This window comes from Variovorax sp. P4_B10, assembly GCF_056402375.1.
This window is the reverse complement of record NZ_JBFUHN010000030.1, coordinates 16,756-32,827: the sequence shown is the minus strand read 5'-3', so window position 1 is coordinate 32,827 and position 16,072 is coordinate 16,756. Positions and strand designations below refer to the sequence as shown.

The following is a 16,072-nucleotide window of genomic DNA, read 5'->3' as shown; positions in this document are numbered from 1 at the left end:
ACTTCAAACGCCATGTTGAACTTCTCAGCCGCAACCACTCACCGCGTCGCATCCGACGCAGGCGTGGCTGTGCGCATGGCCATATGTTCGCGGACCTCGACCCGAACCTCGAACCGGATAGCGGCGGCGATATCGCCTCGCCTCATCCTCGTTCCCCAGTCCAGGAGCTGACAAATTCGGCTCCATCCAGGAGCCCAGAATGGTCAGCCCAAAGCAACTTTCGCCTCTCCCACCTGCAAGTGCTAGCCCCGATATCCTGATCTTCGGCGATCCGCACGGCGACTTCGCCCCCGTGATCGCTGCGGTCGAGCATTTTCGGCCCGAGGCGATCGTGCTGCTGGGCGATATCCAGGCGCGCCAGCCTCTGCACATCGAACTACGGCAGATCATGGGCATCACCGAGGTCTGGTTCATCCATGGGAACCACGACACGGATTCCGATGCCGACTACGACAACCTGTGGGGATCGGAGCTCGCGGACCGCAACCTGCACGGACGGATCGTCGAGATCGCCGGGTACAGGGTCGCGGGCCTGGGCGGCATCTTTCGCAGCAAGATCTGGGATCCGCGGCGGCCGATCAAGAAAGCCGCCTTCGCTTCGGCCGACGCGTTGCGCCGGTCCATGCGCCGCGAGGAGCGGTGGAGAGACGGCATTGCTCGCCGGTACCGCTCCACCATCTTCCCGGACGACTTCCAGCAGCTGCTGCGGAGCCAGCCCGCCGACATCCTGGTGACGCACGAGGCGCCGGCGGCTCACCCGCACGGCTGGCAGGCGATCGACGAACTCGCCGAGACACTCGGTGTCCAGTTGGTGGTCCATGGCCACCATCATCAGAACATCGACTATCTCGCCGAGGGGATGCAGACCGCCGCGGCACCATTCCGTGCCTTCGGTGTCGACATGGGCTCGCACCTGACCTGGCCGCGGGATGAGACTGGGGTGGGAAGTCCTCCACAAGACTTGCTGAATCTCGCTGCTCAGGTGTTCGGCGTAGAAGCCCAAGCCTGGCTGAACAAGCCGCACGAATGGCTCGACGGCCAAACGCCAGCAGCCTTCGCTGTCGGGGGCGGGTCGGACAAGGTGCGATCGGTGCTCAACGCCATTCAACACGGGGGTGTCGTATGAGGACCGTCCCGGCGCCGTTCTGCGCCTTCGGCATCGACATGGGCTCGCACCTCGCGCGGTCGCTGGATGGGACAGGATTAGGAAGCCCGGTGTGATCCTGTTCCTCGACTTCGACGGCGTACTCCATCCGGAGGGGGAGGATCACATCCTCAACGGCGGCGTCGACTTCTGCTTTCTGCCCCGGCTGGAGGCGCTGCTGCGCGAGTTCCCGCATGTGAAGATCGTGATCAGTTCGTCCTGGCGCGAGCAACTGCTCTATGAGACCTTGCTGAAGCCGTTCTCCAGCGACATCCGCGGCCGAATTCTTGGAGCCACGCCGCCTTCGGGTTTCGGCCTTCCGCCGCCGTGCAGGCAGCGCGAAGGAGAAATCCTCGCCTGGCTACAGATCCACGACGCGGTCGACGAGACATGGGTTGCGCTCGACGATGCCTATTGGCAATTCGACCACTGCAAGGACCATCTGGTGGTATGCGGCTCGTTCACCGGCTTCGACGACAAGGCCTGTGCCGAGCTTCGCGCGCGCTTTGAAGGAGCGTCCCAATGAAAGTACTGGTTCTTTCCGACCTCCACCTCGAGTTCGCACCCTTCGAGCCGGCACCTGATCTCGATTTCGATGTCGTCATCCTCGCCGGCGACATCCATTCGCCGGCTAAGCGCGCCATCCAGTGGGCGGCGGATCGTTTTCGCTGCAAGCCGGTGATCTATCTGCTTGGAAACCACGAGTACTACGACGGACGGTTAGAAACGACATTGGCCGAAGCGCGCCGCGAAGCCGAAGGAAGCAATGTCCACCTGCTCGACGGTGACGAGCTAGTGATCGACGGCGTGCGGTTCCTCGGCGCGACGTTGTGGACCGACTTCGAGCTTGCCATCGAGACGCCTGAAGGTCCGGTCAGCGATGTCGGGCGTGCCATGAAGACGGCGACCAATCTGCTGAACGACTACGCGCTGATCCGCACGGTCGACGAGTCGGCCGAACCCGATACCTGGCGCGACAAACAGGGACGAAAACTCCAGGCTGCCGATACGCTGCGGATCCATCAGGCACAACGTGCCTGGCTGCGAGACAAGCTTTCGGAACCTTTCGCTGGACCGACGGTCGTGGTGACGCATCATGCGCCGCATCGCGGTTCACTGGCGCAGCGCTACGCCGATGACTGGGCCTCAGGTGCCTTCGTCACCGAGCTTCCGGATGCGTTCTTTGATGTGCCCGTGCTCTGGGTCCACGGTCACACGCATCAGCAGTTCGACTATCGCGTCCGCTCTTGCCGAGTCGTGAGTAACCCGCGCGGCTATGTGAACTGGAGCGGCAGGATCGAGAACAAGGCGTTCGATCCTGGTCTGGTCATCGATGTGCAAAATGTTACTGGAGGTGAGGACTCGTGAAGCTACTCATCCTGTCGGACCTGCATCTCGAGTTCGGCGTCTTCAACGTCCCGAAGATCGACTACGACGTCGTGATCCTTGCCGGGGACATCTTCGTGCCCGGCTCCAAGGCCATGCGCTGGGCCCGGCGGGCAGACACTTTCGGGGACACGGTCTCGATCGTCTTCGTGCCGGGCAACCACGAGTTCTACAGCGGCGTGCTGCGGACCACGCAGAAGGAAATGGCGCTGTCTGCGGCCGCGTGCAAGGTTCATTTGCTGGCGCCTGGCGAGGCCGTGATCGAGGGCGTCCGATTTCTGGGCTGCACGCTGTGGACCGATTTCGAGTTGCCCATCCAGGCCAAGGCCGGCCCCACCGTCGACATCGAGCGCGCCATGAAGATCGCCAAGCTCCAACTCAACGACTACTCATCGATCCGGTGGGCCGAGACACCAGAGCCTGCCGATCAGTCCATGGTGCACGTCAAGCCGAGGAAGCGCCGCCTGACGCCCGAGGACACGCGAGCGCTGCACCAGCGTGACCGAGCCTGGCTGGCCCAGAAGTTGGCCGAGCCCTTCGACGGACCGACGGTGGTCGTGACCCACCATGCACCGCACCGCGGATCGCTCGCACCACACTACCAGGCCAATTGGCTGTCCGGCGCCTTCGTGAGCGAGCTTCCGGACTCTTTCTTCGACGTTCCCTCGCTCTGGGTACACGGCCACATCCACGAGAGCTTCGATTACCAGGTCGGTAACTGCCGCGTGGTGTGCAACCCCCGGGGATACATGCGGCATGGCCGTGACCAGGAGAACAAGCAGTTCAACCCCGAGTTCATGGTCGAGCTATGAGTGACATCCAGTCATCTATCCCCCCGATCCAGCAAGTGGTGGCTGCCGCGACTGCGGTCTCGGGCGGGGACCTCGAGGCGGCCATCCTCTGGTACAGGAACGAGCCACTCGCGCCATTCGACTACAAGACATCTGAGTCGCTGGTGGCCGAGGGGCGAGCCGCCGATGTGCTCGATCTCCTGGAGTCCTTCCAAGCCGGTTTCGTCGGATGACAACTCCGCGCACCACCCACGTTGGTGACTCCAGCGACCTGCTGTTCCTGGATATCGATGGCGTTCTTCATCCCGTCGAGACCGGCTACTCGTTCAGCAGCAAGTTCTTCAGTCATCTGCCGCTTCTGGAAGAGCTCCTTCGCGAGTTCACGTCTGTCGACATCATCATCTCGTCGGATTGGCGGCGAGCCGAAAGCATCGAGCAACTGCAGCGATATTTCAGCGCCGACATCCGGCCTCGGATCATCGGAGCGACGCCGCAGATTGATCCCGATCTGGCCGTCCACAACCGGCGCCAACTGGAGATCCAGGCCTGGCTCGATGGGAACGGCCGCAGTGACGCAGAGTGGGTCGCACTTGACGATTGGCCCGGGAACTTTGTAGCGAACCTCCAGCAGCTCGTGCTGACCGACCCCCAGCGCGCATTCGATCAAGATAGCTTTCAGGAACTGCGCTCGCACTTTCTTCGGTTCGCGGCCGGCCGATGCTTCGTCGCCACTTCGACGCACATGAAATGAACCTCCTCGTCTCATCGAACCTCCGCGCGCAATCCGAGCACAAACAGCCGACGCCGCAGTTGATGTTCTTCGGCGACCCCCACGGAGATCTCGAGCCAGTAATCGCTGCGGTCGACTTTCAGCCTGAGGCGATCGTGTTGCTGGGCGACATCCAGGTACGCCAGCCTCTGCACGTCGAGCTGGGGCCAATCCTGCCAGCCTCGGATCGCTCGCAGTAGACGCATTTCTTGCCGACGTATTTCTTGCCCATCGAATGTTCGTCTTTCAGTGTCGGAAGCTACGCCGATTCGGTGTTCGACTCTTTACCCGAATTTTGAGGCAGAGCGAGGTCGCGCGCCGTCTGCCAGGCGGCAGTCGACTCTACAAATCATGTCGGCGATACGGAGTTGACGTGCCTGGAAAGACCGCATAACGTGGCGCACCGCACATCACTGTGCGGATGTCCAAGAAGGATGGTGGTGGCGGCATCAAGCCGGGCGCCCGCAAAACCAGTCGGAGGGAAAACAACGATGATCCACCCACGTCGACGCAGCGCGAATATGCGCTGGATTGCTGGACTGGCCATGGCCGGTAGTTTGGTCGCTTGTGCATCGCCACGGCCTTCCAGCCCGGAAAGCAATGCACCAGTCGAGGGCTCGCCGACGAAAGCTCCGGTGACGTCGACCGTGTCGCAGGTGGAATCCGTGCCGGCGGCACCCGCGGCATCAACGTCGGTATCACGGGCGCAGATGTGCAGCGCTATCTCCGCTGGCCTGACCAAGCTAAAGCCTGGCGAGCCGTTGGCTGCTCAAGGCGCCAAGGGCAAGACGTGGAAGACCTTGTACGACGATTGCGACCGTTCCAACCGCTTTGCCGGTCTCGCCCTACCGAAGCACAACGGGAAGCGACTGCGGTGCTCCAGCGACCCCAATCGGGTTGCGTCGATTGATCGCTACGCCGATGGCACGGTGGTCTTCAATTCGAAAGCCGGGGTCGACGCAGATGGCTCGCCTGTGGTTGGCGGCAGCGGCTGGCCAAACGACGTCCAGACCTGGCTGACTTTTGACAAGGGCTCCAAGGATCACTTCGTCAATGCAGAGGCTGTGCCATTTATCGTCATGCCGCTGCCTGTGCCCAAGATCCCTGCCCTGTCACTGATGAAGGACACCGGTGTCGGCAAAGGGGACCTGGCGGTTGTCGTCAAGGGTGAGCAATGCTCCCTGGCCGTTGTTGGCGACGCCGGTCCCTGGTTTCGGCTCGGCGAGGCCTCGATGCGCACACACGAGGATCTCGGCAATCCGCAGTGCGCCGTACAGGGGCAGTTGCCTTGTCGTGCCCTGAAGAAAGGCAGCGGCGTGGGTATTCCATCGGGCGTGACCTTCATCGTCTTTCCGGGCTCGCGTCCAAAGCCGTTGGAGAGTCAAACAGTCAACGCGGTCGTTGAGAAGGCAGCCGGCGAGCGGGTGCTGCAGTTTCTCGCTACTCACGCGAAGTGAGATCGCGCGGCAGCCGGGCGAGCCGAACGACGACCGGAACGGGCGCACCAAAGAATAGAGATTACTTCCTTGCAAGAACCTCAAGACTGACTCTGACGACGCGCGCGCCCTTTGGGGTCTTCCAGTTGACGTTGCCGTCCCTGGAGCAGCCCACGATTTCCTCGGGTAGTAGCGCGAGCCCGGCTTCGCAGCTCATCTGCAAATCGAACTTGCGATCCGGCGCGTCGCATGGTCCCGAGGCGATGCCTCCCGCCTCCATCGCATCGACCTCCGCGTAGTTCTCGTCTTGCCCGGTTTCCGGACGCCGGGACACCCGCACGCGCTCGCCAGTCAGCGCCATGGATTTGCACGCGAAGAAACGCCCCTTGTCACGAGGATTCGGCGTGAACGTGACCCTCGCGACGAGTTTTTTCTTCACTTCCGAGAAAGGGCCACTCTTCTTCTCGATCAGTTCCAAGATCTTCTGGACTGCCGGGGAATCAGGCTCCAGATTGGACACACGTTGAACGACCGAAGCCTCGTTCTCCAAGTCTTCTTTTTCCTCGTCAGACTTGAGCCTCGTGATCTCCTGCTCCAAGGCCTCAATCTTCGTTGCATCGCCGGCAATGCGCGCCTTGAGTTCGCTGATCTTGTTGGGCAATGTGTCCTTGGACATCTGCTTCGCCAGTTCAGAGTTCGTGAACCATGCAGTGCCGAGAAGCAATGCTGCGGACCCCGCGACTTTGAGCAGTCCCACCGAAAACGCGGACCCACCCGTCGCGCCCAGATACCGGTAAGTCAATGCGGCGACACCGATCCCTAAAAGAACAGCGATCAGCATGGGCGGATAGAGATGGTCCGATGCCGCCCAATGAATACACAACCCTACCGGCACGAGAAGGCAGAAGCCGATGACCAGCCAGAGCACGGGATCGTCGCGCTCTCGCCTAGTCTGCGCTACTGGTCTCTCGTCTGCATCGCGACCGGGGACTTCGTTCTTGGCCATACACCTCCCTCGCGATCATTCGACTGCGTACTCAACGCCTAAAGCCTTGCAACAACAAGAGCGACCTGTTCACGGGCTCAATGTTGCTTCGTCGGGCACCGCGTCGAAGTACTCGGCCGGAAACCTGGCTTGGAGCTGGGCCTCGACCGCATTCGTTTGCTGCTCCAGAGCCATCTCGGCCAGTCCCATTGCCTGCAGGGCCTTCGTCGATTTGGGGCCCAGGGCGCCGTCCATGTTTCCGATGTCGTGGCCCAGGCGAATCAGGCCTGATTGAAGCCGGGCAACCGCGGCGTTTTCCGGAAAGCGGTCGTGCCTGATTCCCACCGAGAGGATCGCGCTTGCCGCCATGGCGCTATAGGGCTTCTTGAAATTTGCTCCCTTGCCGATCTTGTAATAGTCGTAGACAAGTTGGTGGCTGCCTCTGCACTCGAAATGCCATGCTTCCTTGAGGCTGGGGTCTGCTGTGTCGTTGATCGGAACGACGTTGAAGCTCCCGGCGAGGCTCCAGAACTTGTCGAGGGTCATCTGTAGGGACCCGAGGTCGACGTCGAATGCACGGCCCGCTTCGTGAAGACTCCCCCCGGGCCGGGGACTGAACGCAGATTTTTTCCCGGATTCGTAGTCGAGTGCCGCTTGGAGCTGCATCTCGTAGGTGCGAAAGAGGTCCGACAGGGCGAAGAGCCCGTCCCGTTCCTTGACCGCTTCACCGAGCTTGAAGATGGCCATCTTCATGTCGGGCGTGCAAAGAGCCATGCGCTTGGGCAGCGGCACCTTGTGGCCTCCCTGAAGGTAGATCGAGGGGACGTCGATGGGAACGAGGCTTGCGGTCATCGGGGAACTCCTTCGTGGGAAAAAAGCTGTACCGCCTGATCGCCGTGCACTGGAGCGCAATACCGACGCTTACGAAGCGATGGCGCTGGGAGTCGAATTGAACTGCTTGTTGAGCTGCCGCGCATCCCTTTTTCAGGGGAAGCGCGACCAGGCTCTTTGTGTGTTCCAGGGTAGGAGTTGCGCGAAACAAGACGACAAGCATCGTTTCACAGAACTCCGACACGGGCTTCACTCTGACTTCACTGGAGTCACGCACACTGCCCTTCGACAGCGGTTCGGCGCTGGTAGAGGCAAGGGGAGGAAAGAAATCGCTCAGGGAACCGCCTCGATGCCGACCGCTGTCGCTCTTCATGCTCGGGCAATCACGATGCTGATGGTTTATACAAGTTCGCCCATCGGTCGATTCTTGAGTTCTTCTTCGTTCAATCTTTTATTGAGGGAGAGCGGCGTTGCTTGCCGTACGCTTACCAAGGTCGATCGGATCAAGATGGTGCAAGCCGTCGTCGACCCGATGACGCGCGCTAGCAAGGCCGCACGTTCAATCCGTCGAACCGGCAAGACCTGGGAGAACTACACGCTCCGTCTAAGAAGGTAGCTGTCCATGATCCAGCCGTGCTCCTCGCGGGCTGCTGCGCGAAGCGCACAGATGCGTGGTCCCGTGCTGGCCAAAGGGCCGGCAATAAGCAATTGGTGCGGCATCCCGAGATACGCTGCCCAATAGATCTCGATGCCCTCCGGGGGTAGAACCTGAAAAGCGCAGGCACCGTCGAGCAGGACCACGACCGTGTCCAGGCCTGCCGGCCAGCCGCCGGCCCTCAACTGACGTCCAGTGGTGATCAGCACCGAGGCCCCCAGGGTGTTGAGCGGGATGGCGTGTGCGGCGGTCAGCAACTGAACGCTGCTCAGGCCGGGAATCACCTCGACCCGCAGCGCCATGCCAGCCGTTTGCAACCGTTCGGCAATGCGCATGCTGGAGTCGTAGAGGGAGGGGTCTCCCCAGACCAGCAGTGCCACGCGACCGCCATGAGGCAGGCATGTGGCGATCTGCCCCGCCCACACGGCGGCGATGGCCGCGTGCCACTCGTGCACGCCGTCGAGATAGCTGGGCGCGGCGATGTCGCGCACAGGCAGATCGAACTCGACCAGTCGGGCCTGACTGTTCAGATGCGTTGCGCAGATCTTGCGGCGCAAGTCGGCGAGCTCGGCCTTGTCGGCGCCCTTGCGCGGAATCAGGATGAGGTCGGCGCGCTTCAATGCACCGATGGCCTGGAGCGTGAGATGCTCGGGATTGCCGGTGCCGATGCCAATCAGCATCAGCTCGATCGTGGAGACGGCATCCATCAGCGGGCCTGCGCGGCAATCGGCCAGCTCGTGGTCAGGCTGCGTGGTGCAGACGCCGCGTCAGCAGCACCGACCCGCCCTGCCCTGCCCGCCCGCGCAGCCCCTTGGCTGCTGCCAGCACGGCCAGGTCGACCAGCGGCTCCAGCAGCACGACCGTCATGTAGGCGGCGCCGAAGCTGCCCACGGCTTGCAGCGTCTCTGCCCCGAAGCCGCGGCCGTAGATCGTCCAGAAAGCCACCCAGGCGACGATCCCTCCCTGGAACACCACCGACATCTTGAGCACATGCGCGTAGCCCAGCTCGACATAGGGAAGCTTGGCCGGCAGCACCCGCTTGGCCACCGCCTGCATGGCGAACAGCGCGGCCAGCAACGTGGTGACGTTCATGCCGTATTGCGGCAGGTCTTGCGGCTCGAAGAAGAGGCTCTGCAGCGCCAGCCCCGCGGCCAGGCCGATGGCGGTGGGCGCTGCGCCCAGAATCAGGAACAGCGACGAGCCCAGGATCAGGTGAACCTCGGACACACCGACCGGCGCGTGCGGGAACACCTCGAAGAAGACGAAGATCAGCATGGCGCCGAGCACGCTGCGCAGCAGCAGCGAGCCCGCACCCTCCTCGCGAATGTGGTTCAGGGACAGCTTCACTACATAGAGCGCGCAGGCGCTCGCCGTGGCATAGGACAGCAGGATCTTGCTGCCGTCGACGATTCCGGGTTCCATGTGCATGGCGGGGCTCCGTAGGGTGAGTGCAGTCCGCTGCGCGGAGCTGCGAGGGGGTTGATGGGAGGGAACGAGAAACGCGATGTCAGGTGGTTGGCGAATGGCCCGGTTCGGCGCGTGTCGGCCGGAACCTTCGATCGTAGTCGCCGGCATAGAGGCGGCTTTCGGCGAAGCCTTCTGCGGCCAGTGCGGGGCCGACGAGGATCAGCGCGGTGCGTTCCACCCCTTCGCCCATCGTCGCCTCGATGGTGGTCAAGGTCCCGCGGAAGATCTGCTCGTCCGGCCAACTTGCACGATAGACCACGGCAACCGGACATTCGGCGCCGTAGAACGGCACCAGCTCTGCAACCACCTCGGCCAGCTTGTGGATGGACAGGTGCAAGGCGAGCGTGGCTCCGGTGGCGGCGAAGCCAGCCAAGGTCTCGCACGCGGGCATGGGCGACGCGCGGCCGGATGTGCGCGTCAGCACCACCGACTGCGCCAGGCCCGGCAGCGTGAGCTCGGCACCCAGCGCGGCCGCCGCGGCGGCGAACGAGGGCACGCCGGGCGTGACCGTGTAGGGGATGCCGACGGCCCGCAGACGGCGCAATTGCTCGCCCATCGCCGACCACACGGACAGATCGCCCGAATGCAGCCGCGCCACGTCCTGCCCTGCCGCATGGGCGGCGACGAATTCGGCGACGATGGCATCGAGATCGAGTGGCGCGGTGTTGACGATGCGCGCGCCGGGTGGACAGTGCGCCAGGATTTCTTCGGGCACCAGCGAGCCGGCATAGAGGCAGACAGGGCAGCGGCCGATCAGGTCGCGCCCGCGCAGGGTCAACAGGTCTGGCGCACCGGGACCGGCGCCTATGAAGTGGATGGTCATGGTCGAAACTCCGGTTGTTGTGTTCGCGCGGCGATCGCGCAGGTGGCAAGGCGGTCGGTCGACACCACGCGTGGATGAAGCAACGTTGTACCCGGACCGACGTGCATCAGGGCTGCCGCCAGGGCCGCGGCTTCGGCGGTGCTGCCGCTGCCGCGCAGCGCACGCACCCGGGCGTGGTCGGTCAGGGTGACGGTGGCGTTCATCCGCGCAGCCTCCACGGCGCACACCGGCACGCCCAGCGCCTCGGCCAGCGCACGCAGGCACGGCGCGTCGGCCTTGTCTTGCGCAGCGGCGAGCCAGGCAATCGACTGCACCGGCACCGTGGGTTGCAAGGCCGCGGCCGCGTGCGCCAACGCGTCGCGCAGCGATGCTAGCGTCGCGCCGCTTCTGAAACCGAAACCCGCCACCATCATCGCGTCGCACTCCATTGCACGATCGGGTAGGAAGCGCGCCAGGCGCGCCGCGTTCCCAATGGCGCGGCCTCCGCCAGCTCGATGCGTGTCAGGCTGCCGCCGGCGCGCGCGTGCCAGTCGCTCAGCAGCGCTTCGGATTCCAGTGTCACTGCATGGGCCACCACGCGGCAGCCTTGCGGAAGCACGCGCCACAGATGCGCCAGCATTGCGTCGCTGAGGCCGCCGCCGATGAAGATCGCATCCGGCGGCGGCAGGCCGGCCAAGGCTTCGGGAGCGCTGCCTGTCACCAATGCGAGCCGATCGACGCCCAGCCGGTCGGCATTGGCACGCAGCCGCATCGCGCGTTCGGGGTCGCCCTCGATGGCGACGGCCTCGCACCTCGGATGCGCCAGCAGCCATTCGATGCCGATCGACCCGGAGCCCGCACCGATGTCCCACAGCCGCTCGCCGGGCCGCGGTGCCAGGGCGCACAGCGCCAGGGCACGCACCTTCTGCTTCGTGAGCTGGCCGTCGTGCGCAAATGCGTCGTCCGGCAGGCCCGTGCTGCACGGCATGGCCATGCCCGTTCCGGCCAACTGCAAGGCCACGGCCACTGGATGCCGCACATCGGCTAGGTCGAAGGCGGACGCAGCGACGTCGCGCCGCCGCTCGTGCGGGCCGCCCAGTGCTTCGAGCACGCTCATCGCGCTGGCGCCGAAATCGTTGTCGACGAGGTAGCGCGCGAGCGCCGTCACTGCGGCACCGTCGCGCAGCAGCAGCAGCAGCCGCTCGCCCGTGTGCAGGTGCGGTCGCAGACGCGCCAGCGGCGCCGCGTGCAGACCCAGGCAGGTCAGGTGCTCCAGCGGCCAACCCAGGCGCGCAGCCGCCAGGCCGAATGTCGATGCAGTGGGCAAGGCATGCCATTCGTGCGCGCCGAGATGGCGCGTCACCGAGCTGCCCGCGCCGAACCAGAACGGGTCGCCCGAGGCCAGCATCGCCACGCGGCGACCGCGCTGTGCCAGTAGGATCGGGATGCCATCGGCAAACGGCACCGGCCATTCGAGCCGCTCGGCGCGGAGATGGGGCAACAACGCCAGATGCCGGGCGCTGCCGGCCACCAGTTCGGCCGCATCGAGTGCCGCGCGGCTGGCGGAAGGCAGGCCCTCCCACCCGTCTTCGCCAAGCCCGATGATCGTCAACCAGGGGGTAACTTCAGTGAATTCAGCCATGCGCAATGTCCTGGTCCTGGGCGGCACGCTCGAAGCGAGCGCGCTGGCGCGGGCGCTCGCCGAAAGGGGCGAACGCGCCGTGCTGTCCTATGCCGGCCGGGTGGCCCAGCCCAAGGCGCAGCCCATCGCCGTGCGCGTGGGTGGCTTCGGCGGCGTGAACGGCCTGGTGCGCCATCTGCGCGAAGAGCAGGTGACGCACGTCGTGAACGCCACCCATCCCTTCGCCGCGCGCATGAGCGCGAACGCGGTGGCGGCTTGCGCGGAGTGCGGCCTGCCCTTGCTGGCCTTGACTCGCCCCGGCTGGCAGGCAGGTCCTGGCGACTGCTGGCAGCCCGTGCCCGACCTGCCCGCGGCTGTCGCCGCGCTGGGCGGGCCACCGCGGCGCGTGATGCTGGCCTTGGGCCGCATGCACCTGTCCGCCTTCGCGGCACAGCCACAGCACCACTACATCCTGCGGCTGGTCGACCTGCCCGAGCTGCGGCCGCCCTTGCCGCAACACACGGTCATCGTCTCGCGCGGGCCCTTCGACCTGGAAGGCGACATCGCCCTGCTGCGCGCGCAGCGCGTGGACGTCCTGGTCTGCAAGAACGCCGGCGGCACCGGTGCACAGGCCAAGCTGCACGCTGCCCGCGAGCTCGGACTGCCGATCGTGATGGTGGCGCGGCCACCGCTGCCCGCGCGACAGGAAGCGACGCGCGTGGCCGAGGTGCTGCTGTGGCTGGAGACAGCGCATCATGCGCCCACCTCGCGCGGCGCCGAGCGCGGCGTGTAGACCCAGGGTCGGCCCTCGCGGGCAATGACCCGCGTCAGACTGGAGCCGACGATGACGACGGTACGCATGTCGGCCATTTCGGGCTGTGCATCTCGCAGTGCGACCACGCGGATGGTCTCGTCGGGCGTGGACACGGCACGGGCGAAGATCACCGGACGCGCCGGGCTTCCCGCCGCGCCGCAGGCCTCGCGAAGGACGGCCAGCGTTCGGGCGAAGCCGCTCGGGCGAGACACGGAGCGCGGGTTGTAGAAGGCCATCGCGAAATCGGCCTGCACCGCCAGCCGCAGACGGCGTTCCACCAGGGCCCAGGGCTTCAAGTTGTCCGACAGGTTGATGGCGCAGAAGTCGTGGCCCAGCGGCGCTCCGGCGCGTGCGGCGGCAGCCAGCATCGCGGTGATCCCGGGTAACACGCGCACGTCCAGCAGACGCCATGCAGCATCGCCCGCCTCCGCCGCCTCGAACACCGCGGAGGCCATCGCGAACACACCCGGGTCGCCCGACGACACCACCACCACGCGCCGGCCTTGGGCGGCCAGGCGCAGCGCGTGGACGGCGCGTTCCAGCTCGACGCGGTTGTCGCTCGCGTGCAGCATGAGTCCGGCGCGCGGTGCCACGCGGGCCACGTAGGGGATGTAGCCCACCACGTCGGTGGCATCGGCCAGGGCCGCGCTCACCTCGGGTGTCACGCAGCCATCGGCGCCCGGGCCGAGCCCGGCGATGACCAGCCAGCCCGCTGCATGCGTCGCCGCCGTGGCTGCGTTCGTCGCCACGCTCATCAGGCGACCTCCGTGCTGCGCACTGCGGTGCGAGCGCCTTCGGGCGGCCGGGCGGCGCTCATGGCCGCCGTCCTTGCCCATGCACCAGCACGATCGAAAAGTAGGGCGTGACGCGGCCTTCGGCCTCCGCAAGCCGCATCACCTTCTGACCCGGCATGGTGGCGAACTCGACCAGCCAGGCGTCCTGCAGTCGACCCGCCGCCGTCAATGCACGGCGCACCTTGTCGATGTGGCGACCGATCTTCATCACGACCAGCGCCTCGCTGTCGGCCATGTGGCGCGCGAGCCGCGCTTCGGGCAGCGTGCCCATCAGCACGGTCAACACGTCGTCGCCCCAGGTGATGGGCTGGCCGGTGGCCGTCCATGCGCCCGACATGCCGGTGATCGCCGGCACCACCTGCACCGGGTGGGTTTCGATCAGCCGGGTGTAGAGGTGCATGAACGAGCCATAGAAGAACGGATCGCCCTCGCACAGCACGACCACGTCGTGGCCGGCGTCCGACAGCGCCCGCAGCTGCGACGCGCACTCGGCATAGAAGCCGGACAGCAGTTGGTTGTAGGCCGGATCGTCCACCGGGATCTCGGTGGTGACGGGGTATTCCATCGCGTGTTCCGTCACCGCTTCGGGCAGCAGATCGTCCACGATGCGGCGCGCCTGCCCGGGCCGGCCGGCCTTGCGAAAGTAGGCGACATGGGTCGCGCGCTGCAACAGGCGGTGCGCGCGCACGGTCATCAGGTCCGGATCCCCGGGGCCCAGGCCCAGTCCGTACAGGGTGCCGCGCGGGTTCATTCCAGACGACTCCCCAGCGCGTTGATCGCCGCCACCGTGATGGCACTGCCGCCCAGGCGTCCGGCCACGATGCAACAGGGCGCGGGCTGTTCGGCCCACAGCGCGTCTTTCGATTCCGCCGCGCCGACGAAGCCGACCGGACAACCGATGATCGCCGCGGGCCGCGGGCAGGCCGGATCCTGCAGCATGTTCAGCAGATGGAACAGGGCCGTCGGTGCATTGCCGATGGCCACCACGGCGCCCTGCAGCCGAGGTCGCCACAGTTCCAGCGCGGCGGCAGACCGGGTGGTCGACATGGCCGCGGCCAGACCGGGTACCTCCGGGTCGTGCAAGGTGCACACCACCTCGTTGCCGCCCGGCATGCGCGAGCGGGTCACGCCTTCGCTGACCATGCGTGCGTCGCACAGGATGGGTGCACCGGCCGCCAGCGCCGCCCGCGCCGCGCGGCTGAAGCCGGGCTGGAAGCGCAGCTGCGCTTCCAGCCCGATCAGGCCGGCCGCGTGGATCATGCGCACCGCGACGGGCTCGTCGTCGGCATCGAAGCGCGAGAGATCGGCCTCGGCCCGGATCATGGCGAAAGAGCGACGGTAGATTTCCGCGCCATCGGTTTCAAAGACGTGCATCAGGGCATTCCGATGAGTGAGCACAAGGCTTCAGGGGACAGTCGGGTTTGCACGGGCGCGTCCCAGGCGCATCCGCTGCGCACGAGATCGAAGGCGCCGTTGCGGCCCACCAAAGTGGCATCGGCCGGGCGCGCACGTGCGCAACCCTTGGCGCAGCCGGACACGTGCAGGCTGCGGGGTGCACCGGTGCCCGCCGCAGCCAGCCCCGAAGCAAGTGCGCGGGCGAGCGCATGGGTCGCCACCGTTGCCGAAGCACACGAAGGCGCGCCGGGGCAGGCATCGACCCGCAGCAAGGGATCGCCGGCCACGGTGATGAAAGCCCTCGCATCGCACCACCGGCCCCCTTCCAGAACCAGGGCGCGATGCGGCGTCAGGCGCAGCCCCACGGCGCCGCTGTCGCGCAGCAGCGCGGCGAGGGCCGCAGCCTCGATCTGTCCGAAAGGCACGCCGTAGACCGGTCCGAGCGAGGACATGCCGGGTGTGGGCAGCGAGGCCGAGGCGGTCGCGGGTTCGAGCGGCTGCGGGCCGTCGGCCCAACTGAAGATCTGTTGATGGCGACGCATTCGCCGCGATGCCGGTTCGACCCCCTTGGCCGTCGCCGCAAACCAGTCGGCCATCGCCAATGCCGCATCCACCGCCCCGGCGCGAGACACGGGATGTCCGGCCGCGGCGCCGTCGGCGCGCACCAGCAGGCCGCCCGAGCGGGCCCGCTCGATACGCACGTCGGCCGGTGCCGCAGCCAGGACCGGCGCCGGCCCCGCGTCCACTGCGAACCCGAACTTGGGCGGCAGCGCGGGCAGTTCGTTCAGGCGCGACAACAATTCCGTGGCGATGCCTTCGGTGTCATCGCCCGCTTGCCAGCAAGGCGCCACGAGAACCAGCGGCCAGGCTTCTCGCGTGGCGTCCGCATCGGCCAGGCCCAGGGCGCAGAGTGCATCGATCACCGCGCCGTGGGCGTCGGGCGTCACGCCACGCAACTGCAGGTTGGCACGATGGGTCAGGTCGATGAGCCCCGAGCCCAGGCGCCCGGCCAGCTCGCACAGCTCCAGGGCCTGCGCGCTCGTCAAGCGCGCCAGCCGCGGCCGCACCCGCACCAGCAGGCCATCGCCGGAAGCCATGGCGCGATGCGCGCCGGGGCACCAGCCCTTGGCGGCAGGGCGCAGCGCGGTGGGCGCTGGGTGAGCTGCGTGGGACATGGTTCTA

At 65.9% G+C, this 16,072-nt stretch carries 20 protein-coding genes; 9 read left to right on the top strand and 11 right to left on the bottom strand.

Features of this window, described 5'->3' with window-relative positions; genetic code table 11:
* Positions 1-199 precede the first annotated feature (199 nt).
* The 8 genes from AC1DXX_RS15650 to AC1DXX_RS15615 all read left to right on the top strand — a co-directional run bounded on the left by AC1DXX_RS15650 (position 200) and on the right by AC1DXX_RS15615 (position 5,547).
* Complete coding sequence (locus AC1DXX_RS15650; RefSeq protein WP_478135119.1) at positions 200-1,126, top strand: metallophosphoesterase; 927 nt, start codon at positions 200-202, stop codon at positions 1,124-1,126.
* A 91-nt stretch (positions 1,127-1,217) separates the two neighbouring features.
* Positions 1,218-1,670, top strand: a complete 453-nt coding sequence (locus tag AC1DXX_RS15645) for an HAD domain-containing protein (protein WP_478135118.1) — start codon at positions 1,218-1,220, stop codon at positions 1,668-1,670.
* Positions 1,667-2,512 (top strand): metallophosphoesterase, encoded by an 846-nt coding sequence (locus tag AC1DXX_RS15640; RefSeq protein ID WP_478135117.1) that lies wholly within the window; start codon positions 1,667-1,669, stop codon positions 2,510-2,512. The genes AC1DXX_RS15645 and AC1DXX_RS15640 overlap by 4 nt, the downstream gene beginning before the upstream one ends.
* On the top strand, positions 2,509-3,342 hold the full coding sequence (locus AC1DXX_RS15635) for a metallophosphoesterase (protein WP_478135116.1): 834 nt from the start codon (positions 2,509-2,511) through the stop codon (positions 3,340-3,342). Before AC1DXX_RS15640 ends, AC1DXX_RS15635 begins: the two co-directional genes overlap by 4 nt.
* Positions 3,339-3,554 carry a hypothetical protein gene (locus AC1DXX_RS15630; RefSeq protein ID WP_478135115.1) on the top strand — a complete coding sequence of 72 codons (216 nt, stop codon included), beginning with the start codon at positions 3,339-3,341 and terminating at the stop codon, positions 3,552-3,554. The genes AC1DXX_RS15635 and AC1DXX_RS15630 overlap by 4 nt, the downstream gene beginning before the upstream one ends.
* The gene (locus AC1DXX_RS15625; RefSeq protein WP_478135114.1) at positions 3,551-4,072 is read left to right on the top strand and encodes an HAD domain-containing protein; all 522 of its coding nucleotides are present in this window, start codon (positions 3,551-3,553) and stop codon (positions 4,070-4,072) included. Before AC1DXX_RS15630 ends, AC1DXX_RS15625 begins: the two co-directional genes overlap by 4 nt.
* Entirely contained in the window at positions 4,069-4,290 is a 222-nt protein-coding gene (locus AC1DXX_RS15620; RefSeq protein ID WP_478135113.1) for a hypothetical protein, read from the top strand. The genes AC1DXX_RS15625 and AC1DXX_RS15620 overlap by 4 nt, the downstream gene beginning before the upstream one ends.
* Before the next feature lie 291 nt (positions 4,291-4,581).
* Complete coding sequence (locus AC1DXX_RS15615; RefSeq protein ID WP_478135112.1) at positions 4,582-5,547, top strand: glycoside hydrolase family 75 protein; 966 nt, start codon at positions 4,582-4,584, stop codon at positions 5,545-5,547.
* 61 nt (positions 5,548-5,608) lie between these two features.
* Here the strand turns inward: AC1DXX_RS15615 and AC1DXX_RS15610 are convergent, their stop codons facing one another.
* The 7 genes from AC1DXX_RS15610 to cbiE form a co-directional block, all read right to left on the bottom strand.
* Complete coding sequence (locus AC1DXX_RS15610; RefSeq protein ID WP_478135111.1) at positions 5,609-6,532, bottom strand: hypothetical protein; 924 nt, start codon at positions 6,530-6,532, stop codon at positions 5,609-5,611.
* A gap of 69 nt (positions 6,533-6,601) precedes the next feature.
* Positions 6,602-7,363: a hypothetical protein gene (locus AC1DXX_RS15605; RefSeq protein ID WP_478135110.1), complete on the bottom strand. Its 762-nt coding sequence runs from the start codon at positions 7,361-7,363 to the stop codon at positions 6,602-6,604.
* 570 nt (positions 7,364-7,933) lie between these two features.
* Positions 7,934-8,704, bottom strand: a complete 771-nt coding sequence (gene cobF / locus AC1DXX_RS15600) for a precorrin-6A synthase (deacetylating) (RefSeq protein ID WP_478135109.1) — start codon at positions 8,702-8,704, stop codon at positions 7,934-7,936.
* 34 nt (positions 8,705-8,738) lie between these two features.
* A complete protein-coding gene (locus AC1DXX_RS15595; protein WP_478135108.1) occupies positions 8,739-9,425 on the bottom strand; it encodes an energy-coupling factor ABC transporter permease in 687 nt (228 codons plus the stop codon).
* Between the two features lie 79 nt (positions 9,426-9,504).
* The gene (cobM, locus tag AC1DXX_RS15590) at positions 9,505-10,287 is read right to left on the bottom strand and encodes a precorrin-4 C(11)-methyltransferase (protein ID WP_478135107.1); all 783 of its coding nucleotides are present in this window, start codon (positions 10,285-10,287) and stop codon (positions 9,505-9,507) included.
* Positions 10,284-10,700, bottom strand: coding sequence for a cobalamin biosynthesis protein (locus AC1DXX_RS15585; protein WP_478135106.1), 417 nt, complete (start codon positions 10,698-10,700; stop codon positions 10,284-10,286). Before AC1DXX_RS15585 ends, cobM begins: the two co-directional genes overlap by 4 nt.
* Positions 10,697-11,908 carry a precorrin-6y C5,15-methyltransferase (decarboxylating) subunit CbiE gene (cbiE, locus tag AC1DXX_RS15580; RefSeq protein WP_478135105.1) on the bottom strand — a complete coding sequence of 404 codons (1,212 nt, stop codon included), beginning with the start codon at positions 11,906-11,908 and terminating at the stop codon, positions 10,697-10,699. Before cbiE ends, AC1DXX_RS15585 begins: the two co-directional genes overlap by 4 nt.
* On the opposite strand from cbiE, the gene AC1DXX_RS15575 reads away from it, so the two are divergent.
* Entirely contained in the window at positions 11,907-12,680 is a 774-nt protein-coding gene (locus AC1DXX_RS15575) for a cobalt-precorrin-6A reductase (RefSeq protein ID WP_478135104.1), read from the top strand. The genes cbiE and AC1DXX_RS15575 overlap by 2 nt on opposite strands.
* On the opposite strand, the gene cobJ is transcribed toward AC1DXX_RS15575, so the two are convergent.
* The 4 genes from cobJ to AC1DXX_RS15555 are packed head-to-tail and all read right to left on the bottom strand — an operon-like array spanning position 12,641 to position 16,065.
* The gene (cobJ, locus tag AC1DXX_RS15570) at positions 12,641-13,456 is read right to left on the bottom strand and encodes a precorrin-3B C(17)-methyltransferase (RefSeq protein ID WP_478135103.1); all 816 of its coding nucleotides are present in this window, start codon (positions 13,454-13,456) and stop codon (positions 12,641-12,643) included. The genes AC1DXX_RS15575 and cobJ overlap by 40 nt on opposite strands.
* 58 nt (positions 13,457-13,514) lie before the next feature.
* Positions 13,515-14,246, bottom strand: coding sequence for a precorrin-2 C(20)-methyltransferase (locus tag AC1DXX_RS15565; protein ID WP_478135102.1), 732 nt, complete (start codon positions 14,244-14,246; stop codon positions 13,515-13,517).
* Positions 14,243-14,869 carry a precorrin-8X methylmutase gene (locus AC1DXX_RS15560; protein WP_478135101.1) on the bottom strand — a complete coding sequence of 209 codons (627 nt, stop codon included), beginning with the start codon at positions 14,867-14,869 and terminating at the stop codon, positions 14,243-14,245. Before AC1DXX_RS15560 ends, AC1DXX_RS15565 begins: the two co-directional genes overlap by 4 nt.
* Positions 14,869-16,065 (bottom strand): hypothetical protein, encoded by a 1,197-nt coding sequence (locus AC1DXX_RS15555; protein WP_478135100.1) that lies wholly within the window; start codon positions 16,063-16,065, stop codon positions 14,869-14,871. The genes AC1DXX_RS15560 and AC1DXX_RS15555 overlap by 1 nt, the downstream gene beginning before the upstream one ends.
* Positions 16,066-16,072 lie beyond the last annotated feature (7 nt).